This is a genomic window from Cupriavidus sp. SZY C1 (assembly GCF_032190535.1).
In the GTDB taxonomy this organism is placed as follows: domain Bacteria; phylum Pseudomonadota; class Gammaproteobacteria; order Burkholderiales; family Burkholderiaceae; genus Cupriavidus; species Cupriavidus pauculus_C.
Genome location: NZ_JAUANU010000014.1, coordinates 119,314 through 143,497 on the forward strand (window position 1 = coordinate 119,314; position 24,184 = coordinate 143,497).

The 24,184-nt window shown below is 67.1% G+C and carries 19 protein-coding genes; 5 read left to right on the plus strand and 14 right to left on the minus strand.

Annotated elements, in window-relative coordinates:
- Positions 1–180 precede the first annotated feature (180 nt).
- The 10 genes from QTN24_RS20390 to QTN24_RS20435 form a co-directional block, all read right to left on the minus strand.
- Entirely contained in the window at positions 181–2,748 is a 2,568-nt protein-coding gene (locus tag QTN24_RS20390) for a glycosyl hydrolase 2 galactose-binding domain-containing protein (RefSeq protein WP_313839361.1), read from the minus strand.
- Complete coding sequence (locus QTN24_RS20395; RefSeq protein ID WP_124685803.1) at positions 2,745–3,731, minus strand: DUF1839 family protein; 987 nt, start codon at positions 3,729–3,731, stop codon at positions 2,745–2,747. Before QTN24_RS20395 ends, QTN24_RS20390 begins: the two co-directional genes overlap by 4 nt.
- Entirely contained in the window at positions 3,732–4,709 is a 978-nt protein-coding gene (locus QTN24_RS20400) for an amino acid--[acyl-carrier-protein] ligase (RefSeq protein ID WP_313839362.1), read from the minus strand. It lies immediately after the preceding gene.
- A 10-nt stretch (positions 4,710–4,719) separates the two neighbouring features.
- Positions 4,720–5,907 carry an acyl-CoA dehydrogenase family protein gene (locus QTN24_RS20405; protein ID WP_313839363.1) on the minus strand — a complete coding sequence of 396 codons (1,188 nt, stop codon included), beginning with the start codon at positions 5,905–5,907 and terminating at the stop codon, positions 4,720–4,722.
- Positions 5,904–6,152 carry an acyl carrier protein gene (locus tag QTN24_RS20410; protein ID WP_124685800.1) on the minus strand — a complete coding sequence of 83 codons (249 nt, stop codon included), beginning with the start codon at positions 6,150–6,152 and terminating at the stop codon, positions 5,904–5,906. Before QTN24_RS20410 ends, QTN24_RS20405 begins: the two co-directional genes overlap by 4 nt.
- Positions 6,153–6,250: 98 nt before the next feature.
- Positions 6,251–7,654, minus strand: a complete 1,404-nt coding sequence (locus QTN24_RS20415; RefSeq protein ID WP_124685799.1) for an undecaprenyl-phosphate glucose phosphotransferase — start codon at positions 7,652–7,654, stop codon at positions 6,251–6,253.
- A 102-nt stretch (positions 7,655–7,756) separates the two neighbouring features.
- Positions 7,757–8,434 (minus strand): phosphatase PAP2 family protein, encoded by a 678-nt coding sequence (locus QTN24_RS20420; protein ID WP_313839364.1) that lies wholly within the window; start codon positions 8,432–8,434, stop codon positions 7,757–7,759.
- A gap of 431 nt (positions 8,435–8,865) precedes the next feature.
- The gene (locus QTN24_RS20425) at positions 8,866–9,126 is read right to left on the minus strand and encodes a hypothetical protein (RefSeq protein ID WP_124685797.1); all 261 of its coding nucleotides are present in this window, start codon (positions 9,124–9,126) and stop codon (positions 8,866–8,868) included.
- 94 nt (positions 9,127–9,220) lie between these two features.
- Positions 9,221–9,781 carry a DNA-binding response regulator gene (locus QTN24_RS20430; protein ID WP_253700320.1) on the minus strand — a complete coding sequence of 187 codons (561 nt, stop codon included), beginning with the start codon at positions 9,779–9,781 and terminating at the stop codon, positions 9,221–9,223.
- 268 nt (positions 9,782–10,049) lie between these two features.
- The gene (locus QTN24_RS20435; RefSeq protein ID WP_124685796.1) at positions 10,050–10,856 is read right to left on the minus strand and encodes a helix-turn-helix transcriptional regulator; all 807 of its coding nucleotides are present in this window, start codon (positions 10,854–10,856) and stop codon (positions 10,050–10,052) included.
- 511 nt (positions 10,857–11,367) lie between these two features.
- Between QTN24_RS20435 and QTN24_RS20440 the strand changes: the two genes are divergently transcribed.
- From QTN24_RS20440 to QTN24_RS20450, 3 genes are all read left to right on the plus strand, one after another.
- The gene (locus QTN24_RS20440; protein WP_313839365.1) at positions 11,368–13,167 is read left to right on the plus strand and encodes a methyl-accepting chemotaxis protein; all 1,800 of its coding nucleotides are present in this window, start codon (positions 11,368–11,370) and stop codon (positions 13,165–13,167) included.
- Between the two features lie 247 nt (positions 13,168–13,414).
- Positions 13,415–14,122 (plus strand): hydrolase, encoded by a 708-nt coding sequence (locus QTN24_RS20445; protein ID WP_124685794.1) that lies wholly within the window; start codon positions 13,415–13,417, stop codon positions 14,120–14,122.
- A gap of 938 nt (positions 14,123–15,060) precedes the next feature.
- Positions 15,061–16,656, plus strand: a complete 1,596-nt coding sequence (locus QTN24_RS20450; RefSeq protein WP_313839366.1) for a phage integrase family protein — start codon at positions 15,061–15,063, stop codon at positions 16,654–16,656.
- 3 nt (positions 16,657–16,659) lie between these two features.
- Here QTN24_RS20450 and QTN24_RS20455 read toward each other — a convergent pair whose 3' ends face one another.
- Both QTN24_RS20455 and QTN24_RS20460 read right to left on the minus strand, forming a co-directional pair.
- Entirely contained in the window at positions 16,660–17,676 is a 1,017-nt protein-coding gene (locus QTN24_RS20455; protein WP_124685792.1) for a ParB/RepB/Spo0J family partition protein, read from the minus strand.
- 5 nt (positions 17,677–17,681) lie between these two features.
- The gene (locus QTN24_RS20460) at positions 17,682–18,338 is read right to left on the minus strand and encodes an AAA family ATPase (RefSeq protein ID WP_066737651.1); all 657 of its coding nucleotides are present in this window, start codon (positions 18,336–18,338) and stop codon (positions 17,682–17,684) included.
- A gap of 404 nt (positions 18,339–18,742) precedes the next feature.
- On the opposite strand from QTN24_RS20460, the gene QTN24_RS20465 reads away from it, so the two are divergent.
- Positions 18,743–18,946 (plus strand): cold-shock protein, encoded by a 204-nt coding sequence (locus tag QTN24_RS20465; protein WP_124685791.1) that lies wholly within the window; start codon positions 18,743–18,745, stop codon positions 18,944–18,946.
- A 106-nt stretch (positions 18,947–19,052) separates the two neighbouring features.
- Here the strand turns inward: QTN24_RS20465 and QTN24_RS20470 are convergent, their stop codons facing one another.
- Entirely contained in the window at positions 19,053–20,147 is a 1,095-nt protein-coding gene (locus QTN24_RS20470; protein WP_124685790.1) for a replication protein RepA, read from the minus strand.
- A gap of 1,550 nt (positions 20,148–21,697) precedes the next feature.
- Complete coding sequence (locus QTN24_RS20475) at positions 21,698–21,901, minus strand: cold-shock protein (protein WP_124685789.1); 204 nt, start codon at positions 21,899–21,901, stop codon at positions 21,698–21,700.
- A 313-nt stretch (positions 21,902–22,214) separates the two neighbouring features.
- Between QTN24_RS20475 and QTN24_RS20480 the strand changes: the two genes are divergently transcribed.
- Positions 22,215–23,576, plus strand: coding sequence for an NCS2 family permease (locus QTN24_RS20480; protein ID WP_313839367.1), 1,362 nt, complete (start codon positions 22,215–22,217; stop codon positions 23,574–23,576).
- Positions 23,577–24,184 lie beyond the last annotated feature (608 nt).

The window sequence follows — 24,184 nt, forward strand, 5'->3', positions numbered from 1 at the left end:
CGGATAGGTCAGACGCTCATGCTTTGGTAGGTTGGATGGAGGAAAACGGCTGAGACGGGCCGCCTGCACGGGCGTGCGGTGGCACCCGTCGGGGTGGCCGCGTCGGGGGGATGGGACGGGGCGCCTGCCGGACCACCGCGCCGGTGCTGGACCGGCGGGTGGAAGGATGAGAAGGATGAGTCAGCCGGCGTAGCTGACGGGCCGGCCGGCGTTCAATGCGGCCACCTCGCCCGAAGGGATGGCGCCCGCACCTCCCGTGCCAGGGCCCTCGTGCATCAGGCGGATGCGGCGCGTTTCGCCCGGTCCCAGGTGGAACCAGTCGCACTCGGGCAGGTACGCGTGGTCATCCACGTGCACCCATCGTGCAAAGCGCTGGGCCGTGACGGTCAGCCACCAGACGCCGTCCTGGCGCGCCACGCTGGCGCACAGGCCAGGGTCCTGCAGCGCGTCGGCGCGGCGGTCGGGCAGGAAAACGGACTGGCTAAGCAACCGGTTGCCTGTCTCGTCCGCCGCTTCCGGCGCGTCGTCGTGCAGCGTGGCCAGCACCACATCGTGGGCCGGCGGGCCGAAGCGGTAGGCATAGGTCAGGTCGACAAAGTGATCGAACAGTTCCGCGGCCACCAGCCGGCGCGTCTCGCGCGGGGCCAGCGTCAGCGTACGCACGGCCGACTCCGCCACGTGTTCGCCATCGCGCAGGCAGCGCAGCGCCAGCCGCACCGTGCGCGGCGCGGGCGTCTCGTTGATCAGGTGCACGTGCAGGCCGTTGAGCCCCTCGTCGGTCAGGATGACCTGCAGCGGCTGCCACACCTGCCGCAGCGCGTGCCAGGCCGACTTGGGCCGCGCCATGGCATCGACGATGCCCCAGCCGGGGCCGGGCAGCAGGTCCTGCAACTGCCAGACCAGCCCGCCCTGGCAGGTGGAGCCGGCGCGACGCCATTCGCCAAAGACGTCGGTCATGATCTCGGCCACCACGGCGCGGGACAGCGCCAGGTAGCGTGCCGGGCGCTCGTAGCGCAGGCGCGGCGGATCGACGTCGAACAGCGCGCGCAGGTAGAAGTCGCGGATGTCCTCGAAATCCCAGGCCGCGCCGGCGTCGCGCGGCACGCGGGCCTTCCAGCGCGGGTCGTGCAGCGGCTGCGTCAGCCCCGCGTCTGCCAGCGTGCGCGCGCACGGCACGTTGGCAAACGCCAGGCATTCGGACGTGAAGCGGACATTGGCCAGCCGCGCATCGGCCAGCGGGCGCTGGTAGGCGCCCACGCCGTAGTAGTGCGACACGCCGGTATCGGCCTGGAACGGCCACGCGCCTTCGCACGGCGAATTGCGCACGTAGACCACGTCGGGGCGATGCTCGGCCACCAGCGACGGGATCAGCGTATCGAACAGCGGCTGGCGCCACGTGCCGCGCGGCGCGCCCATCATCGCCGCCTGTTGCTCGGACTCACTGCCGCCGCACAGCACGGCCACGCTGGCGTGCGCGCGCGTGGACGTGAGCCACTGCGACACCTCGCGCCGCGCATCGTCCATCAGCGTGGGGCTGGCGCTGGTCTCGCTGCCGTAGTCGAAGTTGGCGAACATGAAGTCCTGCCAGACCAGCAGGCCCAGCGCGTCGCACTGGCGGTAGAACGCCTCGCCGGGATAGCAGGTCACGCCGCTGACGCGGACCATGTTGGCGCCGGCGTCGCGCGCGAGCTGCAGCCAGCGGGCCACGGCCTCGTCGGTATCGGCCAGGCCGGGCAGGTCGTGGCTGGACACGCACGCGCCGCGGCAGAAGATGCGTTCGCCGTTGACGCGCAGCGCAAACGCGCCGGGATCGCCATCGCGGTCCTCGGTGACGGTGCGGAAGCCCACGTTGCCGCAGGCCAGCACCTGTCCGCCGATGCCGGCGTCGACGTGGTACAGCGCGGGCGTGCCGTGTGTATGCGGCCACCAGCGTTCCGCGTGGGGGATGCGTAGCGTGCCGGCCAGCGTATGCGGGCCGGCGCGGCGCAGTTCGCCATGCCAGACCGCGTGGTCCGGCCCGACGGCGGCGAACGTCGCCTGCGCCGGCGCCGCGCCCGGGAAATGCAGTTGCAGCGCGACGATGCCATCGGCGCCGTCGATGCTGCCCGACAGCTCGGCCCGCACGCCATGCGTGAGGTCGGTGGCGGCCGGATCGAGCAGTTCGATGTCGCGCCACGGGCCCACCGCGTGCACGGGCGGACACCAGCCGGCCATATGGCCGAGCAGCGTGGTGCGGACCGTGCGCAGCGACGGCGGCTGGATCATGCGCGGCTTCCACCGCACCGGGCCGCGCTGCGTGCGCAGGTATGGATGCAGCGCGCGGAAGCAGATATGCAGCACGTTGTCCGCGCCGGCCAGTTCCACCTCCACCTGGTGCGCGGCGAACATATGGCGCGTGGTCAGCACGTTCACGCCGTTGAGCCAGACCTCGGCGATCGTTGCCAGCCCGTTGCAGCGCAGCAGGCGGCGGCCGCTGCCCGAGAAATGCAGCCGGTACCAGTAGTCGTGCTGGTGCAGCGGCGGCGGCGCGGTGTCGTCCCAGCGCCGCGCGGCGCGCAGCGCGGCCGCCACGGTGCCCGGCACGGGCGCGGGCAGCCAGTGCCCGGTCTCCGACAGCTCGCCCGGATGCGCCGCCGCGTTGGCAAACGTCTCCAGGAAGGTCCAGTCGCCTTCCAGGCGTGCGCGGCCCACGGCCACGCCGGGGCGCAGGATGGGCAGCAGCGCCGGTACCGGATCGCGTGCGGTCATGTGACGGTCTCCCCGAAATGGGCCGCCAGCGCCGGCACCGTGCCCTGGTAGGCCAGCTCCAGCTGCTCCAGGCAGTCGTCGCAGCTATCGGGCTTGCGGCTGATGACCGCGCGCATCAGGCGGAACTGCATCACCATGGCCTCGGACGCCATCGTGTAGCACGCCTCGGCCACCGACTCGGGCAGGCTCTGGCCGTGCATCACCAGCCAGCGCACGTAGCGGCCCAGCAGCTCGAAGTTGGCCCCGAGCTGCCGCAGCACGCTGGCCGCGTAGATCTGGAAGTTCGGCTCGCCGCGCGCCATCAGTTGCTCCAGGTGCGCGGGAAACACGGCGCGGAACGCCTGGATCGGGTTGTCGCGCGGACGGCGCGCCAGATGGCCGCGCAGCAGGTCTACCGATGCCTGCAGCAGGTCGTCCTCGGTCAGCGCTGGAAAGCGCCGGCGCACCACCTCGGCCTGCGGGAACGTGGCCACGCCCCACATCGTCTCGTGGGCCGGCGTGCGGAAGATCGCCAGGTAGTCGTCGCCGCTGGCGGTGTGGTAGCCGTCGTGGTGGTAGTAGCCCACGGCCGTGGCGTCCGGCACCAGCACGTCGATGGCGATGCAGGCGCGCGCATGCTGGCGGCGGTAGGTGCTGGCCGGCTGCGGAAGCTGGTAGCTGTCCACCTCCAGCAGCACGGCGTTGCCGCGGTTGGTCTGCGCCGCCACGTGGGCCTCCAGCCGGCCGTAGGTGGACAGCTCGTCGCGCACGATGCCGAACAGCTGCTCCAGGTCGGCCGGCGGGATGTTCGACGGCGTGAACTGGTCGCCGGAGAAATCGAGCGTGACGGTAAAGGGCAGCGCGGCGATCGGTTCGAAGTTCCAGCCATGCAGCAGCTCGATCCATAGGTCGATATGCCGGTTGGCGTGCGACCAGACCGGATTGCCGCCGTGCAATGCATAGGCGCCCCCTCGCGCGCGAACAGCCTTGCCGTCACCGAACATTTACAGGTCTCCCAGCGTCTCGCGCACCGGTTGGGGCCACGCTGCCGGATCGAGCCCGTGATGCTTGAGCAGCGCCAGCGCCAGCCGCTCGATGCCGAAGCCGACGCAGCCCGTATGCGCCACGCCGCCATCGGCCAGGCCGATGTGCCACAGCGCGCCGAAGTGGTCCATGTGGTAGTTGAAACTCATGCAGGCGGTGGGCGGCGCGCCGTCGTTCACCGGCACCAGCAGCTCGAACTTGAGCTTCAGCTCGCGCTGGCTGTCGGCCACGATCTTGCCGCCGCGCCCGAAGAACGGGTCGTTGGCCACGTCCACCTGCACGGGCAGCTGCAGCGCCTCGGCCAGCGCCTGGCCGCGCGCCATCCAGAGCTGGCGGAAGGCCACGATGCGCTCGGGCGATCCCAGGCACACGTACTCGCGCTGCCGGAACAGCTGCATGCGCGTGGGCTCCAGCGACGGCTCGTGGCGGTAGCAGTACGACAGCACGTCCACCACCTTGCCCTCGGGCGGCAGCGGGCCGCGCCGCGCGACGACCGGATAGATCGGATAGCAGGCCGCCGGCGTCAGCACCACGCCGGTGAATGCCTGCTCGTCGGTCCACGGTTCCTTGTCTTCCAGCCGCGCCAGCAGGCGCCGGTGCCCGCGGTCGTCGCCGCAGAAGCTGTGGATGGTGCCGGCCAGTTGCGGAAAGCTCTTCAGGTACTCGCTGGTCTCGAAATCCTGCTGGCCCATGGCCGGCGGAAAGCGCAGCACCTCGGCGTGCTGGTCGGCGCCGATGCGCGAGATGGCCAGGTTCAGGCCGTCGGCGATGGCTTCGAACGCCGCGCTGCGGCCGTACAGGCCCTGGACGCCGGTGTCGATCAGCAGGCCGGCGGCGAGCAGCCGGTCAAGGTAGGTGGGCGCCGCGGCGACGGGCGCCGGGGCCATTTCACCGGCAGCGCCGCCCTGCGCGCGGTCGGTCAGTGCATGGGCATCCATCGGTCACTCCTCACGAACGGTCGGCCAGCAGCAGATTGGCCGTATTGGTCTGGATGCGGTCGTTGTTGATCATCAGCGGCGCGGACCACAGGTCGCGCAGGTGGCGGCCCAGGCTGTACGGCGTGCCCTGCTTGTAGCCGGCCATGCCGCACACCAGCAGCGCCTGCTGCACGACATCGAGCGCCATCGTCGACATCGACGTCTTGAGCCCGTTCATGCCGGCCGCGTGTGCGAACGCCGCGGACACCGACGCATTGGCGTGCCGCGCACGCTGGCGGGCCAGCGCCATTTCCAGCCGCGCCTCCATCATCTCCAGCATGCTCACGGCCTCGGCCACGCGCATGGCCGACGGCGGCAGCGTGCCGGGCCGGGCGCGTGCCTGGCCCTGGAAGAACGTCTTGGCGCGCGCCACGGCGTCGCCGCAGATGCCTACCCAGAGCGCGCTCCATAGGATGTGCGACACGGGCGTCATCGTGGCATCGGCAATCTCGCCGAACGGCACCGGCAGCACCTGGTCCACGTGGCCCGTGGCTTCGAGCCGGAAGCCGTTGCTGCACGTGCCGCGCATGCCCAGCGTGTCCCATGTGTTCAGCGACTGGAGCGTGTAGTCGGGCTGCATCGCGCAGACCAGCACCTGGTCGGACGGCGACGCATCGGCATGGCGCCGGGCCGTGATCAGGATGCCGTCGGCGTGCGCGCCGTACGAGATCGTGGGCGCCATCTTCAGCAGGTGAAAGCGGTCGCCGTCGGCATTGACCGCGCAGCCGCTGCTGCGCAGCGCGCCGCCGATGGCTTCCTCGGACGTGGCCGAGGCCAGCAGCAACTGCTCGGCGGTCACGCGGGCCAGCAGCGCCTGGTGCCAGTCGCTGGCGGCGCCGTGATCGACCAGGCAGGCCACCTGGATCTGGTGCATCGCGTAGATCATGCCCGTGGACGCGCAGCCCTGGCCCAGTTCGCGGCACAGCGCGGCCACCGTGGCCAGCGACGCGCCCGCGCCACCCTGGGCCTGCGGCACCATGGCGCCCAGCAGGCCGGCGGCGCGCAGCGCTGCGAACGCCTCGTGCGGAAAGCGGGCCTCTTGGTCCACGGCATCGGCATGGCGGCGGGCCACCTCGGCGGCGTCGCGCGCGGCGGCCAGCAGCGGGCCGGCATCGGGATTGGCGTGCGCCAGCGCCACCCGGTTGGTCGCGGCGCTCATGCCACTTCCTGCTTCTGGATGGTTTCCACGGCGGCCGCGAGCGAATCGACGCTGCGGAAGAGCTGCCGCGTCAGCATGCGGTCGGGGATCTCGATGTCGAAAGCATTCTCCAGCGCCAGCATCACGTGGACCGTGGCCAGCGAGGAAAGCCCCGCCTCGTACAGGTCGTCATGATCGGCAAGCGAAGCCACTGGCACATTGAGTCGGGCGACGTCGCCGAGTATGTTGCGGATGGTTGCTTTCATCTGGGGTCTCCGAATGCGTTGAGTGATCCATTTGACGACTTCCGGCCGCGTCGCTCGGTGCGACGTCGCACCAAACCGGGCCGGTGCCCGGGCGCCCTTCAGTAAGCGGTAGCGCCGGTCCAGCCGTGCAGCGCGGTGCGCAGGATGATCCGCAGGTCGAGCTGGAACGACCAGTGCTGGATGTAATAGATGTCGAACTCGATGCGCTTGCGCATCTTGTCGATGGTGTCGGTCTGGCCGCGCAGCCCGTTGATCTGCGCCCAGCCCGTGATGCCCGGCTTCACGCGGTGGCGCAGCATGTAGCGGTCGATCAGTTCCTTGTAGAGCTCGTTGTGCTCCATCGCGTGCGGGCGCGGGCCCACCACCGACATCTCGCCGCGCAGCACGTTCAGGAACTGCGGCAACTCGTCCAGGCTGGTGCGGCGCAGGAACGCGCCGATGCGCGTCACGCGCGGATCGCCGCGCGTGGCCTGCGTGACACCATGGTCCGCGTGCATCCGCATGGTGCGGAACTTGTACACCGCGAACGGCCGGCCATCGATGCCCAGCCGCTGCTGGCGGAACAGCACCGGCCCCGGCGACGACAGCTTCACCAGCGCGGCGATCACCAGCAGCAGCGGGCTCAGGCCCACCAGCACGGCGAACGAAAACACGCGGTCGAAGCTGGCCTTGACCACGCCCGTGATGCCCGACACCGGCGGGCTGTTCAGGTCGATCACGGGCAGGCCCATGAATTCGCTGAAGCGGTGGCCCAGCAGCTCCACCGACGAGACGTCGGGCACCCAGCGGATGTCGATCAGGTCGTTGCGGAACTGGCGCACCACGTCGGACAGGTCGCGGCAGGCGGCCATCGGCAGGGTCAGCCAGATCTCGCGCACGCCCTGGCCGCGCACGAAGGCGCTGACTTCGTCCAGCGTGCGCAGCGCGGGCACTTCGGGCGGCGTGGCGTCGGTGCCGTCGTCGTAGATGCCCACCACGCTGTAGCCGGCCGAGCGGAACTGCTGCACGCGGCGGTACATCTCGCGGCCGAGCGGGCCGTAGCCGAAGATCAGCACGCGCTTGGCGTTGATGCCCTGCTCGCGCACGTTGCCGAGCATGCGGAACATCACCGCGCGTCCCACCAGCAGCGCCAGGCCGGCCGACACGAACCAGCCGATCGACCAGACCCGCGACACGGCGCCGATCTGGTGGATCAGGAACGCGCCGAGCAGGCCGGTAATGAACACCAGCGTCCACGCCGCCGCAATGCGCAGCACCAGCGCGGCCAGGCTGCGGCCGCGCCACGATTCGTAGATGCCGAACGCCGGGAACACGACCAGGGCGCCCAGCGCGCAGAGCATGGTCAGGAAGCCGTTGACGGGCGCGCTGTCGCGCAGGCCGCCCGCGAAGTACAGCTCGCCCATCAGCACGCCCATCGCCGCGATCAGCAATGCGTCCGATAACCTGTAGAGATAGTGCAATGCACTACGCCGCTCGCCGGCCACGCCCCAGTTCGATGCCATGACTGCTCCCCGTCCATCCATCAATGACTGGGGTCATGGTTGCGTACGGCAATCGGGGCGTCTGTGGGCGGACGCACAAAGCGCCGGCCCGCTGCGGGGGTGTCAGCCGGATTGGAGCGATGGCGCACACAACGGGCGCGCACCGAGCGTGCGGCAGCCGGGACAGGGCCGCCGGCCCGACCACTCGCCGCGCTGGAACGGCCGCTCGCGGCCGGACAGGAACGTGGCGATGTCCTCGACCCAGACGTGCGTCACGCCCGCCACGCCGCCGATGGGCAGCACCAGCAGCATGGCCAGCGCGCCCGAGGCCACCAGCATCGCCACCGGGCCGCGCGGCACCTCGCGCCGGGCGATGAACGGCAGGCTGGCGCAGAACCCGAGCGCCAGGCCGCTGGCCACCTCGGACACCGAATGCGCGTGCAGCGCCAGCCGCGACAGCCCCACGGCCAGCGCCAGCAGCACGCCGGCCCCGGCCGCCAGCCAGCTCAGCGTGCGATGGCGCGCCGGCACGGCCAGGCAGGCCAGCACCGGCAGGATGGCCGCCGCCATCATCGCGTGGCCCGAGAAACCGGTGAAGTTCAGCGCCTGGCTGCCGACGCCCCAACCCATGAAGGCCAGCTTCGAGAGCAGCACGGCCAGCGCCGTGGCCGAGAACGCGAGCAGCCAGTGGCGCGCCACGGCGTGCGCGCCATGCCAGCGCAGCCATGCGTAGAGAAAGACCGCGCACGGCAGCAGGAAGGCGGATTCACCGAAGAACGAGATCAGTTGCCAGCGGCTCACGGTTGCGTCGGGCACATGCGGTGGGTGGGCTGCGGCGGGGTACGTCGGGAGCGCCGCGCGAACCGGCAGCGTAACACCCGATCGGGGCCCGATCCATGCTGCCACGGGCCCGCCGGCCACCGGGCTCCATCCAGAAGCATGAGCCGAATGTGCGGTGCTGAACGTAGTGTCCGGGGGTGCCGCCGACCCGCCAGCACGCACCAGGCATGGCGCACACGGCCGCGCGGTGCCGCGTGGCGCAGGGTTGAGGGCCGCCCGGGCAGTGCGTCTTCTGGTTGATGTTGTCCGTAGCCGCGATTCGTTATGTTCGATGCAATGGCCGCCCACCACGTGAGCGGCCATTTCAAAGCCCGCATGGTCCCCCGGTCGGCGGGCTTCTTTTTTGGTCCGGCGCGATGGGGCCGTACGCGCGCGCAGGCGCTGGGGCGGGATCAGGGTAGCGGCAGGCGGGTCAGCGCGACGAACATCGCGCGGGCGGTATCGAGATGCCGGCTTGCCTCGCGCTCGCCGATCTCGCGCGCCGCCGTGATGGCGGCGTCCTCGGTGGCGAAGCAGCGTCCGTGCAGTTCGCCCCGGTACAACAACGGCCCGCCGATGATGGCGAGCCGTATCTCATAGCAACATGCCCACTTGCCCCGGCCCTCGCGCACGGCAAACCCGTGGACGACCAGGATATCGAGACTGCGTTCCATACGACCCCCTGCCCCCACGGCGGCCGGTCTCGCCAAGGCACCGGCTTCTGACCGCGGGCACATCCAGCATAGTCGGCGCAGCGCGTGCGCGCCCTCATCCGATGGCAGTAGTCCCGTCCGGGCCGGACCGTACCGCAGGGATGAAGCGCGCCGCCGGCGCGGCCGGCGCGTCCTGCGGATGCAGCGCCCGCAGCAGCGACAGCGCGCTGCGCGGAAAGCACTGGCCGCCGGCCCATACCAGCGTGGCCGCCGCGCAGACCAGTTCCACCGGCGCGGGCACGGCCAGGCAGCCGTTGGCGCCCAGCAGCGCGGCGTGGGCCATCAACGTGGGATCGAGCGCGTCGGACAACACCAGCCAGCGGCGCGGTGCCAGGCGCTGGAGCACGCGGTCCAGCAGCGCGCGCGGATCGCCGTCGACGCCGCTGCAATCGACCAGCGCCATCTCCACCGGCTGCGCCGGCAGCGGCTCGGCCGCGTCAGGGTTGTCGATCGATGGGGGCCGGGCCGCGCCGCGCTCGGCGGTATCCGCGCCGTCGCCCTCCAGCAGCCATTCGGGCCCGTGCCAGCGCACCGGCGAGGGAATGTCCTGCGCCTCCATGCGCCGCGCAAGGATGCGGCACATCATTTCGTTGCTGGCGATGAGGTAGGTCGTCATCTGTCTGCCATCCGCGCTTGCCACGCGTGTATCCGCCGGCGGGGTACGCCGGCGGGCGCCCTGCCGGGGCGCGTCGTTGTCTTTTGGAACGGATGGCGTCGAGGGTCTCAGGGATGCCCATGATCCCGATGGCTGCCCCCGGCGCCGGACCTGAGATACAAGCTAGCAACGCCAGCCGGCCGCCGCCTCATGCTTTTGGATGAGGGCTCGGCGGCGGATGGCGCAGACAGGTGGTGGGCCAAGGGCGGCCGGGCGCAGGCGACTGCGGTCAGGCGGCCTCACAGGCCTCCCGCGCGGCCAGGGGCGCCATCGGGACATGCGTCGGCTTGGCCGGCGTGGGGCCGGTCCAGTTCAGCGTGGCGCCGCGCTGCAGCGCCACGTACACCGCCTCGCCCTTGTTGCGCACGTGCAGGCGCTGGTAGAGCGTGCAGGCGTGGGTCTTGGCGGTGGCCACCGAGATGTTCAGCAGCCGGCTGACCGTCTTGATCGGATAGCCGCGCGCCAGCAGTGCCAGCACCTCGTACTGGCGCTCGGTGATATTGAGCAGGTGCGCGCCGGCGGCCGGCGTTTCCATTGCGGCCGGCGTGGCTCCGCCCGGCAGCGCGGGCACGGCGTGCAGCGGCACGACGATCGGCGCGGCATCGTGGCGGGCGTCGGGCAGCGATGGCTCGGCGGCGCGCGTGGGCGGCAGTTGCGACGGGAAGCATTCGCCCCCGGCCAGCACCAGCCGGATGGCCGCTTCCAGCGCATCGGCCGAGCACGTCTTGGCCAGCAGGCCGCGCACGGCGTCGGGCAGGCCCGCTTCGGGCAGCGGCGCGGGCAGATGATCGGCCAGCACCAGCACGCGCAGCGGCGACAGGCGGCGGCACAGGTCGGCCAGCGTCTGCCAGCCAGCCTCGGCATCGGCCGGCAGGCCGAACAGCAGCAGGTCGGCGTGGTGTGTCCACGGGTCCGGGTCGTTCAGGCCGGCGGGATCGAGGTCGATGAGATCGCCCGGTACATGCGCCTGTGCCAACAGATGGCGCAGACCGAGACGCAACAATGGGTGTGGCTCAAGCAACAGGATGGTGGCCATGGCCGCTCACTTCTTTTTGGCGCCCCGCTGCGGTGTGTGGAATGTCCCGCGGTGCGCTGATTGGAGATGCTCCGCTTATGGCGCGGCTGCATGTCCATACGGTCTGCATCACCTCCCGAGCCGCGGCAGCGCCAGCCCTCTCTGGCACGCTGCCGAACCGTCTGGCCCTCCCTCGGAGGATGTCCGACCGCCCCGATTGCGTATGTAACGCGTTAGATCCTTCTGAATACAGATTCAAATTAAATTGAATTCTGGTGTTAAGCATAGGCAGCACGTCGTGTGATTGCAAGCGGATGCTGCGGCGCAACGGGTTTTCCCTTGGTTGTATGGCACCCGCCGGCAAAACGTATCGCAAACGCCGCTTCTGCCGCGAACGATCGTGCGGAAGTGATAAAAGTGATGCCGGGAGCGCTATGTTGCATTGCACTAAAGTCGGCGGCCGGGGTGCCGTCAATGCGTGGGCAATTTTCCTGCCCCGACCCGGGCCGACCCGAGAGAAGAGTTAGACACCATGCTTTCCTCCCTACGCGCGCGCATCGTGGCCCTATCCGTGGCCATCGTGATCGTGGCGCTGGCGGCCAACGCCATCGTGAACCAGTTCGTGGCCCGCGCTTATAACGACGAGGCCATCGACAACAACCTTGCCGCGGTGCAGACCGGCCACGTGGATGCCATTGCGGCGTGGGTTTCCGGCCATTCCCGGATGATCGAATCGCTGCAGGACGCGGCGCTGCAGGACGATCCGATTCCCGCGCTCAGGCTGGTGGCAAGCGCCGGCGGCTTCATCAAGACCTATGTCGGCTATCCGGACAAGAGCCACCGGTTCTCGGACGCGGCGGGACTGAAGCCCGACTACGACCCCACCGCGCGGCCCTGGTACAAGCAGGCCGTGGCGGCGGGCAAGCCGATTGTCACGCCGCCCTATATCGCGGCCAGCAGCGGCAAGCTGGTGGTGACATTTGCCGTGCCGGTGCTGCGCGACGGCGGCGTCAAGGCCGTGATCGGCGGCGACGTGGCCATGGACGCCGTGGTGGCCAACGTGCGGGCGATCCATCCGACGCCGGCCAGCTTCGGCATCCTGGTGGCGCGCGACGGCAAGATCGTCGCCCATCCCGACGACAAGCTGACGCTGAAGCCCATCGGCGAACTGGTACCCGCGCTGGAGGGCGACCGGCTGGGCGCGCTGGTGTCCGCCGCCGCGCCGATCGACGCCAGGATCGGCGGCGCCGACAAGCTGCTGCGCGGCCGCGAGATCGCCGGCACCGAGTGGGTGGCCGTGATCGCGCTGGACAAGGCCGAGGCCACGGCCGGCATGCGGTCTGTGCTGATTGCGTCGATGGTGTCGCTGGTGATCGTGGCGTGCGCGGCCGCGGCCATCGTGGCCGGCGTGACGGCGGTATCGTTCCGTCGGCTGTCGGGCATCCGCGATGCGATGGTCGCCATCGGCTCCGGCGACGGCGACCTGACGCGCCGCCTGCCGGCCGACGGCACCGACGAGGTGGCGCAGATCGCGCGCGCGTTCAACGCCTTCGCCGACAAGCTCGTGCATGTGATGCGCCAGATCCGCGACGCGAGCGAATCGGTGCACGTGGCGGCCAACGAGATTGCCGAGGGCAACGCGGATCTGTCGCGGCGCACCGAATCCGCCGCGGCCAGCCTGGAGCAGACCGCCGCGTCGATGGAGGAAATCACGGCGACGGTCGGCCAGTCGGAAAGCTCGGCGCACCAGGCCGACCAGACGGCCAGCGCCGCCCAGCAGGTGGCGACGGACGGCGGCCAGGCCATCGCCGGGGCCATCGAGACCATGAGCGACATCGAGCGCGCGGCGGTCAAGGTGTCGGACATCATCGGCGTGATCGAGGGCATCGCCTTCCAGACCAATATCCTGGCGCTCAACGCGGCGGTGGAAGCGGCCCGCGCGGGCGAGCAGGGGCGCGGCTTTGCCGTGGTGGCGGGCGAGGTGCGGGCGCTGGCGCAGCGCAGTTCGCAGGCGGCCAAGGAGATCAAGACGCTGATCGAATCGACCGTGGACAGCGTGAGCGCCGGGTCCGGCCAGGTGCGGATGAGCGGCGAGACGATGCGCGAGATCGTGGGCAACGTGGGACGCGTGACGCAGATCATCTCGGAAATCACCCGCGCGGCGCGGGAACAGACGCGCGGCATCCAGGAGGTGAACGTGGCGGTCAGCCAGCTGGACCAGATGGTCCAGCAGAACGCGGCGCTGGTGGAGCAGTCGACCGCCGCAGCCGCCGCCTTGCAGGGCCAGGCCGCGACGCTGGCCGACGTGGTACGGACATTCCGGCTCGATTGAGAGGGCTGGTCAGCCCTGACAGAGAGGCCGCCTGCGGGCGGCCTTTTTTCTATCTTTCTCCTCGATTCAATTATTTTGAATAACTATGACAGCGATAGCCTGTTTGCGCCGGGCCGGCGGTCGCTATAGTTCAGCACATGGACGGCGCGACAACGCAGCGAAGCGAAACGAAGCGCGACGAAGCGAAGCCAGCACCGCCCAATAACCACTCAAATTCATTGAATCACCTTTTATACCGGAGCCCATCATGTCGAACGCCAACAACGCCAAGCTGCAAGTCCTGACCCCGCGCAACAGCCAGCTGATCATCATCGACCACCAGCCCCAGATGGCCTTCGGCGTCCAGTCGATGGACCGCCAGACGATGAAGAACAACGTCGTCGGCCTGGCCAAGGCGGCCAAGATCTTCGACGTGCCGACCACCATCACCACGGTCGAGAGCGATTCGTTCTCGGGCTATACCTACCCCGAGCTGCTCGACGTCTTCCCGGGCAAGGAAACGCTGGAACGCACGTCGATGAACTCGTGGGACGACCAGAAGGTGCGCGACGCGCTGGCCGCCAACGGCCGCAAGAAGATCGTGGTGGCCGGGCTCTGGACCGAAGTCTGCAACACCACCTTCGCGCTGTCGGCCATGCTGGAAGGCGACTACGAGATCTACATGGTGGCCGACGCCTCGGGCGGCACCACCAAGGAAGCGCACGACTACGCCATGCAGCGCATGATCCAGGCCGGCGTGGTGCCGGTCACCTGGCAGCAGGTGCTGCTGGAATGGCAGCGCGACTGGAAGAACAAGGAAACGTACGACGCGGTGACCGGCCTGGCCAAGGAACACTCGGGCGCCTACGGCATGGGCATCGACTACGCCTACACGATGGTCCACAAGGCCGCCCAGCGCACGCAGACCCAGCACGCATCGATCGCGCCGGTGCATGCGCCGGTGACGGAGTACTAAATCGCACAGACAGCACCGCCTGACTCTCCGGGCGTGAAGGGGCCACATATTCGTGGCGCTTTCACGCCCTTTTCGTTTGGCGCGGCGCTATTCGGTGGATTAGTAATGGCCCCCTGAAATAGGGAGCCAAAACTTGTTCGACGAATGATGTAGGCGGCCTTGGTTTTGGGGTGGATCGCATGGCGTATACGATGACTCCGCGACGTGTGGTCGATGCGTATACCCCCTATACGTATACGCTTTTCGCGTTTTTCGGCGGTTCGAGAACGGTGGCTGGTGCCGTCGTTTTCCAGGCTTCGACGCACGGAGCGTACTCACTGCTGCGTATGAATTTCCTTTTAAATCAATGCCGCAGAAAGAGGTTGCGTCGGGGAGTTTTTTGACGCGTGGCGGGTGTTGTTGGGTGGTCTCACGGAGTTCCCGGCACGGGTGGTGGCATGGGTGATGTGGGACGGACTTCTCTGCGTGTGGGGCGTTATCGGAGGTGGGTTCGGCTGTGTGCCGGTCCACATGCTAGCTGCGCTTGTCGGCGGGAAGAATGGAGCTGTTGTGACGAGACGCCCCAACATTCGTTTGCTGGATTGATGGGTTGGGCGGAGTTGTGCGGCTGGCGCATCCAGAGACAACGCTGCCAGGGTTGCAGAGCGCGGCTCACCCCCTGCGGTGAAGGTCGAATCGCCCCTGGGTACGGCCAGTGCGGCCCAAACCGTAGCTGAATCTATCGCTTCCCAGACATGACACACCTCTCGTAAAATAATTTGCATAGCATTTCCATGTGCAGAATGGGCCGGTTCAGCGTGGCACCCGGAAGTTTCGGTTGCAAATCAGTCACTTAGGTGACTTTCTCGCCGTGGCTCGACGGAACGTGATCAGCGCTCTGCCCTATTATCCGCACGCATTGTGATGTAGCTTTCGCAGCATATTTACTGAAAGACTCCGTGGCAGAAGACCGCGACACCATCGCCGCAACCAAGCTCACCCGCACCGAATTTGCCGTGGTGCGCGCCTATGCGCAGGGCATGCGGCCGGTCGATATCGCCAACCGCTACCTGCTGGACCCCGACGATGACGGCGAACTGACCGAACACCAGGCGGTGCAGCGCATCCTGGCGCTGCGCGACCGGCTGGTGCAGTTCGCCTTGCAGCACGACCGGCCGGACATCGCCGAGATGTTCGAAGCCCTGCGCGGCCGTTCGGATAGCGGGATGACCCGGCGCGTCGAGGCGCTGTCGTCGATCGAGCAGCTGGGACAGGGGCGGCCGCAGGCTTCCCATCGGGTGACGCTATGGTTCGGGCCCAGCCTGGCGCGCCGGCTGACGTCGGCTAACGTGCACACGATCGCGGATCTGGTCGACTTGGCCAATCGCCACGGCAGCAGTTGGTGGAGGCACGTGCCACGCATCGGCCGGCATTCGTGCGAGACGATTGTCCGTTGGCTGGCGGCGCAGCGGCCGGTGCTCGACACACGGCTGCGGGAATTCGTCCAGGCCCCGTCTGATGTGCCGCATCGGGCCTCCCCGACGTACGCAGCATTGGGTACGGCAATGGCCGCGCCGGCCCCGCTGGAATGGCTCCAGGCGGCGCCGGGAGAGGATTTGACCCGGCGGAAGCTGGCCGAAGATCTGAGTACGGTGCGGCAATGGCTGCGGTCCAAAGAGGCGTCGCCAAACACCTGGAAAAGCTACCGCCGTGAAGCCGAGCGGCTGCTGCTCTGGGCGGCGCGCCGGGGCCAGTCGCTGCGAGATCTGGCTGACGATGACCTGCAGGCTTATCGCGAATTCCTGGCCGATCCGCAGCCGGCCGACTTCTGGTGCGGCCCCGCGAGCGCCCGCGACAAGGTGCATTGGCGTCCGTTCGAAGGCCCGCTTGGCGAGCGTTCGCGGGAAGCTGCGCTGCGGGTGGTCCGGCTGGTGCTGGGAGTCGTGCGGTCGGGCGGGCCCGCGCCTCGGGCACGTCGGCGCCCGTCCGTACCCGCTGCGGCGGACTCCGCATCGGATGAATCCGATCCGCCGATCGCGTCGCATGTATCAGCCGCGCCGACCGGTCTTTTCGTGCACAGATTTTTTGATTGGCTGGCGACGGATGCCACAACCCCACAGGATCGCGCCGCGCTGGCGGCGGCGTTGCTGATCGCCCGGCATGGGCTTCGGGTCGTCGAATTGCCGTTGTTGCGGTACGCGGACGTGGTCAGCGATGCCGAGCCATGGCGGCTTTCCATCCCCGGAAAACGGGCGGGCGGTGGCGAGCAGATCGAACTGGGCGCCGATGTCCGCCACGCCCTGTTGGCTCACTGGCAGGACCGGGGCATGTACTGGCAAGAGATGGCTTCGGACGGCGGCGCGCCCGAGGCGGCGCTGCTTGCGCCGGTCGATTATCCCGACACGGCGCGCGGCCGTGCCAAGCGGGCGCAGCCATCGGCAGGTTATTCGGCGAGCGGCCTGGACCGGCTGCTGCGGGCCACGTGGCGGCGTTTTGCGGCGGCGCACGCGGACGTGCCTGCCGCCTTCACGCCGCGCCGGCTTCGGCTCGCCTGAGCGTCAGAGCAAGGTCTTGTCGAGGCCGAAGCGGGCCTTCAGGACTTCCAGCAAATCCTCGCGCGCATTGCGGTCGGTCAGTTGGACGTCGAGCATGATCCGGCCGGAATCCCACTCCTTGATCGTGCCCAGCAGTTGGCCGTTCTCGGTCCGGATCTTGTACTGGCGGCTGATTTCCTTGACCTTGCGCGCCTTGCCTTCCTGCGCCTGCTTGCGGATCGATTCCACCTCGCGGCTCGACAGCCCGTCGTTCATGATGCGGGCCGCCAGTTCGCGGGTCCGGTCCTCGCCGGCGATCTTGTAGTACAGCGTCAGCTCGTACCCCGCCGCGATGCCGATGGCGCTCGGCCGCTCGCGCATCACGCCAATCACCGATTCTGGCAGCTTCAGCAGCGCCAGCGTCTTGTTCACTGTGCCAGCCGACATGCCGGTCAGCTCGCAGATTTCCTCTTCCTTCAGAACCTTGCCCTCGTCCAGCAACTGCCGCCACGCGATGGCATTGTCCAGCGCCGACTGGTCCGACCGCTGTTCGTTGAGCAGGAACGACAGCCGGTAGAAATCGAGGTCGCTCAGGTCGTCCTCGATAAAGCATTCCATTTCCAGCTTGCCGGCCGATGCCAGCGCGCGCTTGCGGTAGTGGCCGTCGATCAGGATGTAGTGGCCCGGCCGTGTCGGGTCCGGCGCGGCAAGACCGGGAGTCTTCTGGCCGTGCGTGGCGATCGATGCGGCGCGCTCCTGCACCACGGCAGGGTCGTAGATCCGGCGCGCATTGAACGGGTTGTCATGCAACTGGGCGATCGGCACGCGGATGAGCTGGCGCCCCTCGACACCGGCCGCCGCACTTTCAGCGCTGAAAGTTGCGCCCGCGGTGCCAGCACGCTGCGACTGCAGCAGCCCGTTGGGATGCTCGGAGAGCGCGGCTTCCGCACGTGCGAACCGGTCGATCGCATCGTTGCGGGTCTTTTCCGCAGCCATGCCGGCGAGCATGCCGGCCTTCAGGCTTTTCAATTTCGTTGGCATTCTTGTTACTCGATCAAGGACAGGATTTCGTCCACCATCATGTCGACTTCCTGGATGGCCTCGCGCGCGCCGGGCACACCGTGGACCGTGCAGCCGATGGCCTGGCATTCGCGGAACGCTGAACGGGACCCGATCATCGAGTTCAGCAGCGGCACATCGCCGTCGTCACCCAGGATCTCGATGGCCTGCCGGGCGATCGACACGCGGCGCTGGACCATATTGGCCATCACCCGGATCTGCAGCGTCTCGTTCTGGACCTGAGCGTGCTGGGCCAAGGTCTTGGCGGCCACGGCAGCCCACAGGTCGGGCGGCGACGGGACCACCGGAATGATCGCGAGGTCGGAAATCAGCAGCGCGCTCGACGGCGCCGCCGAGTGCACGGCGGGCGGGCAATCGACCAGGATGTAGTCGTAGTCGTGAACGAACTTGCGGACTTCGCGGTGCATGGCGCCGCCCGACGGGGCCAGCCCGATCACGGACGCCGGAAAAGGCCGCTCGTCGCTGGCCTGCGCGGCCCAGCGTGTGGCGGTGCCCTGTTCGTCCATGTCGACGAGCATCGAGCGCGCGCCGCGTAGGCCCAAGGTGCCAGCCAGATGCATGCTGACCGTGGTCTTGCCGCAGCCGCCTTTCTGGTTGAAAACGGTGATGATCTTTGCTGCCACTTGGGGCCTCACTTTCAGCGCTGAAAGTCGCGCGGGATGGTGTTCAATCAAGGCGAGACTTTAGCCAATCCAACCATGGGCTACAACCCGTTGTCGAAAATTTAAATTTTTGGATGGATGAAAGAGACGCCGCCGCAGCGGCTAGTCGGACGGCATTCCCGGAAAATCGGACTACATCAACCTTGCGGGATTCTTCTTCTTGAAAAGCGGTAGAGAATCCGCCTAAAGTAAAGACAGTGCGCATTACGCCGCACATGACACCGCAACACAATGTGGTTATGATGCCCGCTACAGTCGAGTCAAGTCGTTTCAACCTCGTTGACCTCCGTTCGGTATCTACGAGACCCCAGCGTGCTTGAACGGTTGTTTGCGTTTAAACGAACTTGCTTCGAAAGGAATTTCTTATGGCAACCGGTACGGTCAAGTGGTTCAACGAGACCAAGGGTTTCGGCTTCATTACTCCGGACGATGGTGGTGCAGACCTGTTCGCCCACTTCTCGGAGATTCAGGGTACGGGTTTCAAGACCCTGAAGGACGGCCAGCGCGTGACGTTTGAAGTCAAGCAAGGCCCGAAGGGCCTGCAGGCGTCCGCGATCAAGCCCGCCTGAGGCGAACCGCTGCAGCATCCGGTCGTCAGTCTGATGGGCCGGTAAGTGAAAAGGGCAAGCGCAATGCTTGCCCTTTTTGCATGCGCCGTCCGAACGGCGGCAGCCATCACCCCAGCTTGCGGACGCTCGTGCGCGACGGCTGCAGGATCAGCGCCTTCGACGAATCCGCGTCGACCTTGGCGCCCGGATACACGACCAGCACGTCCTTGAGCGCCTTGCGGAACAGCGCGCGGAACTTGCGCTCGCTCTCGGTCTCGGTGCCGAACTGCATCTGCAGCGCTTCCCACGGGATCTCCGTGCGGCGCTGGATCGTGAAAAAACGGTAGGTCAGCCAGGAATACACATCGAGCGCGAACGGCGACTGTTTGAGCGCCTTCAGCGCGCGCATGTCGACCGGCACCGGCCGGTTCACCAGTTCGTTGAAGAACGGCTCCGACAGCACCACGAAGCTCTCGAACATCGAGCCCTGGCCCGGCTGCATCGGGTCCCACCAGGTCGACAACTGGTCGGCCAGCAGGTAACCCACGCGATCGATCGACAGCGGCTCGTGGTTGGGCGCCTGGTTCGGCACCGGGGTGGACTTGTTCTGGACGATGGCGATCGTGGCCGAGAACAGTCGGATCATCTGCTGGCGAACCAGCGTCATCGTGCCGCGCTTGCCGCCCGTGGCCATCGGGATGCCGAGGTTGTACATGAACTCGGACAGCGAGTTGCCCAGCGAGATGCGACGGTCCTCCACCGTGCCGGTGAACTCGCCCCGCTTCTTCTTGGCCATGATCTCCTTGCCGATCCACGCCAGCATCAGCCGCGGATAGGAGCCATAGGGGTAGCCCAGCGACACGGTCTCGGACACCAGCTTCTGGCGGCCGTTGGAGGCACGTTCCGAGCGTTGCTGCGTGAAGTACCCGGGCTGGATCATCAGCGAGATGTTGCCGCTAGTGCGCGTCCAGACCGGCGGCGCGCCCTTGGGCGCCCGGTACGGCAGCGTGACTTGCACGCTGGCGCGGCTCAGGAAGCCGACCTCGCCGCTTTGCCAGGCGTCCTCGCGCTCCATGGCCTGGGCTTCGTCGAAGAGGCGCTGGAATTTCTCGGATGGCACGACGACGTTCTCGCTGCCGGGAACGATGATGCGGGACGGTTCCCCGTCCGCGTCCAGGGCTGAGCGGTCCGCCACGGAGGCCATAGAGCGTTTGATCGACATATTGGTGGGCTTCGGATTACCCGCCTTTTTACGCGATCGCGTATACGTTGTCACGCAGAAACGGGTACGACGGGCAGCGTATACGCGGTTTCCCGTGGTTTCGGCAGGGCGTTCGGGCTTGGTACGCCGATGTCGTCTGCGATCCCGCGGCAGGTCTCGCCGTCTTGTCTGCCGGCTGTGTGGGTTGCCTGGCCGGGTATCCGGCGATTGGCAGGATGGCAGGCACACGGTGGGCAACCCCGAAGGGTTGTCCACGGTTGGCTGTCCATCAGCTACAAGTAAACGATACCGATACGGGTTAACTACTTGTAAACCGTATACGGAGTCTTCACGCGCTTGATTTGAAAGCGATTTCAGACGCTCTGCGTACCCGATTCTGCGCGCATCCGTACTCGTTTCTGCGACGTGCCGAACCCGATTCTGCGGCAGACCGAACCCGTTTCAGCGCACGGCGCGAACCGAATTCTGCGGGGATAACCCATTGATCCCACAGGCTTTTCCACAGGCTGGCAGAACGAAAGCGTACCCGTTTCTGCGCCGTGGGCTGGTGAAGTGTGTGCCTGGCCGTCCTTCCGCGATGGAAACCGCGTTATCCACGCAGAATCTGGTACGCATTGGCGGCCAAGGACACTGGGCGGAAGCGGTGGGCGTACCCGATTCTGCGGGCACGGACTGCCGAAGCGTACCCAATTCTGCGCGAAACGGCTTCGGCGGCCGCCAAGACGACAGCGAACCCGTTTCTGCGGCGTACCCGATTCTGCGAAATTGGCGTTGCGGGACAACTTCGACGCGGCCGTACCTGTTTCTGCGGGCAAACAGGGGGCAGCAAATCACAGGGGCGTACCCGTTTCTGCGTACCGCATCGGTGTGGGTGGACGGGCAGCCAGCGTACACGCGGACGTATACGTAAAGTTGGTGCCCACTAAGGAACGGCCAACCTGCGGATCAAGCGGCAAGCCCGTACCTATTTCTGCGTGTGAATAAGTGCTCCATTAGGCCGGTGACCAACACCTGAGCCACCTCCATCTAGGGCCCGTACCCATTTCTGCGCAGGATGACGCTTCGTGGGCGTACCCGTTTCTGCGGCGGCCAGGCAGCAGTGGGACGCATACGTGCCGCAAGCCGAAAACGTACCCAGTTCTGCGTGGATAACCTGGTTGCTCAAAACGAAGGCGGGATAACTGGAGAGCGAAGCGAGCGTTTCGGCCCTCGCCGCGCGAAAGCGTACCCGTTTCTGCGTCGCACCATAGCGTGGCAATTCCGACCGCAGCGCGCCCAACCGTACCCATTTCTGCGCAGGACAGCGGCGACAACCGTACCCATTTCTGCGTTGCAACAATGCGACGATCCGGAGCGTACCCGTTTCTGCGACGGAGTGCGGGGGAGGGACGCGGCGGCACACCGCAAGAAGGAAGCAACGCCGACAAAAGCGATGTAAAGCCGCCGCGAGACAACCCAGGCCCACCGCACGGACGAAAAAAAACCCGCCATAAGGCGGGTTTTTCTGAAGCTGGCCGTGCCGTTGCAGGCGCGGCCGACTTGAGCGGGACTTAGATCGGCGTGATGTTGGCCGCTTGCAGACCCTTCGGGCCGTTCTTCACTTCGAACGACACGCGCTGGTTTTCTTGCAGCGACTTGAAGCCCTCGACGCGAACTTCCGAGAAGTGCGCGAACAGGTCGTCACCGCCGGCGTCCGGCTTGATGAAGCCAAAGCCCTTGGCGTCGTTGAACCACTTGACGATACCGGTTTGCATGGTATTGCTTTCCAAAAAAGATAAAAAGAAACCGATGGTGCTCACACCACCGTACTGCCAACTCAAGGAAAGGACACCATGGACAACCGAAGTACCAAGACGGTGGCTAACGAATGAACTGTTGCCTCGTCGCTTGAATCTGGCGGAGATTTATACGGGGGATTGTCGTCCCCGTCAAGGCAGGGATTCCCCCGGCCCCGGACTGGCTGCCCGCGCGGGCTTGTGGGATCATCCGGCCTTTTCCGACTTGCCCAGTCAACAAGGCGCCCGGCGCGCGTGCGATGCATGCGCCACCCAAGAACCTGGAGACCCCATGACCACGCCCGATCAGGCCCCCCGGCCCAGCCCATCCTCCCCGCCCGCCGGCGCCCCGGCCAGTCTCGTCGAACGGCTGTTCAAGCTGCGCGAACACAACACGAACGTGCGCACCGAACTGCTGGCCGGCGTGACGACGTTCCTGACGATGGCCTACATCGTCTTCGTCAACCCCAGCATCCTGGGTGATGCCGGCGTGCCGAAGGACGCCGTGTTCGTCGCCACCTGCCTGGCCGCCGCCATCGGTACGCTGATCATGGGCTTCTACGCGAACTATCCGATCGCGATGGCGCCGGGCATGGGGCTGAACGCCTACTTTGCCTACACCGTGGTCAAGGGCATGGGCCTGCCGTGGGAAGCGGCGCTCGGGGCCGTGTTCATCTCGGGCTGCCTGTTCCTGATCGTGACGCTGTTCCGCGTGCGCGAAGCCATCGTGAAAGGTATCCCCGCCGCCATCCGCGGGGCGATCACGGCCGGCATCGGCCTGTTCCTGGCGATCATCGCGCTGCACAGCGCGGGCATCATCACCGGCAACCCGGCCACGCTGGTGACGCTGGGCGACCTGCACCAGCCCCCGGCCGTGCTGGCCATCATCGGCTTCTTCGTCATCGTCGCGCTGGACCGGCTCAAGGTGAAGGGCGCGATCCTGATCGGCATCTTGCTGACCACGGTGCTGAGCTTCGTGTTTGCGGGCAACCAGTTCCATGGCGTGGTGTCGGCCCCGCCGTCCATCTCGCCGACGCTGTTCAAGCTCGACATCTCCGCCGCCCTGTCCATCGGCATCATCAACGTGGTCCTGGTGTTCTTCCTCGTCGAGCTGTTCGATGCCACCGGCACGCTGATGGGCGTGGCCAACCGGGCGGGGCTGCTCAAGGCCGGCAAGATGGACCGCCTGAACAAGGCGCTGATGGCCGACAGCACGGCCATCATGGCCGGTTCGCTGCTCGGCACGTCGTCCACCACGGCCTATATCGAGAGCGCGTCGGGCGTGCAGGCCGGCGGCCGCACCGGGCTGACCGCCGTGACCGTGGCCGTGCTGTTCCTGGCCTGCCTGTTCATCGCCCCGCTGGCCGGCACCGTGCCGGCCTACGCCACGGCGCCGGCGCTGCTGTACGTGTCGTGCCTGATGCTGCGCGAACTGGTCGATATCGACTGGAGCGACGTCACCGAGGTCGTGCCCGCCGTGCTGACCGCGCTGGGCATGCCGTTCACCTACTCGGTGGCCAACGGCGTCGCGTTCGGCTTCATTTCCTATGCCGTGCTCAAGCTGCTCACCGGCCGCGCGCGCGAGGTGCCGCTGATGGCGTGGATCATCGCCGCGGTGTTCCTGTTCAAGTTCTACTACCTGCCGGGTCACTGAGCGGCGGCGGCTTCCGCCCGCCCGACGTGCGAAGGGACAGCCCGCTGGCTGTCCCTTTTTCATGGCGCTGTCATCGTATGTTCAAAATGAAAACGATGACATCGGGCCCGTCCGAGGGATGAAAGCGTACCCGTTTCTTCGTATCAAACGACCGACCGCCGCCGACACGGCGTACCCGTTTCTGCGTCGAATGTAAGGACTCATTAACCTAATGGGCGATGCGCCAAGCCGCTCTCGCGTCTCATACAAAAGTATGAGACTTGGGTGAAGCCGAACATTCCGGGCTGGACAAAAGGGGTGAAATGCACTGAACTAGAGGCGTGGCAAAAATTTGAGGGCGCGTCGGAGCGCCCTTTGTTGACTCCGGGATCCGCAGGCGCCGCCGACGCATCGGCCGTGCTTGCCCGATGGACACGCGGCCAGGCCCGCCAGCCGTGACAGAGAAGCCGGCCAGCCGATTAAGAGACCGTCCGCAACAGGACGGCTTCGCCACCACGATACAAAGAGTGCGCGCAGCCATGCGCACCAGACAAAGACAGCTCGATTCCAGAACAGAGAAAGTGGTAACCGCGAACGTGTAGTGCCGGGGGATGTTGTTCAACGGGGAA

What these genes read in the sequence shown, in the direction of transcription:
- QTN24_RS20425 (WP_124685797.1), bottom strand. Translation starts at nt 9,126, where the DNA reads ATGGAACGCAGTCTCGATATCCTGGTCGTCCACGGGTTTGCCGTGCGC.
- QTN24_RS20410 (WP_124685800.1), bottom strand. Translation starts at nt 6,152, where the DNA reads ATGAAAGCAACCATCCGCAACATACTCGGCGACGTCGCCCGACTCAAT.
- QTN24_RS20405 (WP_313839363.1), bottom strand. Translation starts at nt 5,907, where the DNA reads ATGAGCGCCGCGACCAACCGGGTGGCGCTGGCGCACGCCAATCCCGAT.
- QTN24_RS20445 (WP_124685794.1), top strand. Translation starts at nt 13,415, where the DNA reads ATGTCGAACGCCAACAACGCCAAGCTGCAAGTCCTGACCCCGCGCAAC.
- QTN24_RS20475 (WP_124685789.1), bottom strand. Translation starts at nt 21,901, where the DNA reads ATGCAAACCGGTATCGTCAAGTGGTTCAACGACGCCAAGGGCTTTGGC.
- QTN24_RS20430 (WP_253700320.1), bottom strand. Translation starts at nt 9,781, where the DNA reads ATGACGACCTACCTCATCGCCAGCAACGAAATGATGTGCCGCATCCTT.
- QTN24_RS20465 (WP_124685791.1), top strand. Translation starts at nt 18,743, where the DNA reads ATGGCAACCGGTACGGTCAAGTGGTTCAACGAGACCAAGGGTTTCGGC.
- QTN24_RS20415 (WP_124685799.1), bottom strand. Translation starts at nt 7,654, where the DNA reads ATGGCATCGAACTGGGGCGTGGCCGGCGAGCGGCGTAGTGCATTGCAC.
- QTN24_RS20470 (WP_124685790.1), bottom strand. Translation starts at nt 20,147, where the DNA reads ATGTCGATCAAACGCTCTATGGCCTCCGTGGCGGACCGCTCAGCCCTG.
- QTN24_RS20440 (WP_313839365.1), top strand. Translation starts at nt 11,368, where the DNA reads ATGCTTTCCTCCCTACGCGCGCGCATCGTGGCCCTATCCGTGGCCATC.
- QTN24_RS20455 (WP_124685792.1), bottom strand. Translation starts at nt 17,676, where the DNA reads ATGCCAACGAAATTGAAAAGCCTGAAGGCCGGCATGCTCGCCGGCATG.
- QTN24_RS20395 (WP_124685803.1), bottom strand. Translation starts at nt 3,731, where the DNA reads ATGTTCGGTGACGGCAAGGCTGTTCGCGCGCGAGGGGGCGCCTATGCA.
- QTN24_RS20480 (WP_313839367.1), top strand. Translation starts at nt 22,215, where the DNA reads ATGACCACGCCCGATCAGGCCCCCCGGCCCAGCCCATCCTCCCCGCCC.
- QTN24_RS20400 (WP_313839362.1), bottom strand. Translation starts at nt 4,709, where the DNA reads ATGGATGCCCATGCACTGACCGACCGCGCGCAGGGCGGCGCTGCCGGT.
- QTN24_RS20390 (WP_313839361.1), bottom strand. Translation starts at nt 2,748, where the DNA reads ATGACCGCACGCGATCCGGTACCGGCGCTGCTGCCCATCCTGCGCCCC.
- QTN24_RS20435 (WP_124685796.1), bottom strand. Translation starts at nt 10,856, where the DNA reads ATGGCCACCATCCTGTTGCTTGAGCCACACCCATTGTTGCGTCTCGGT.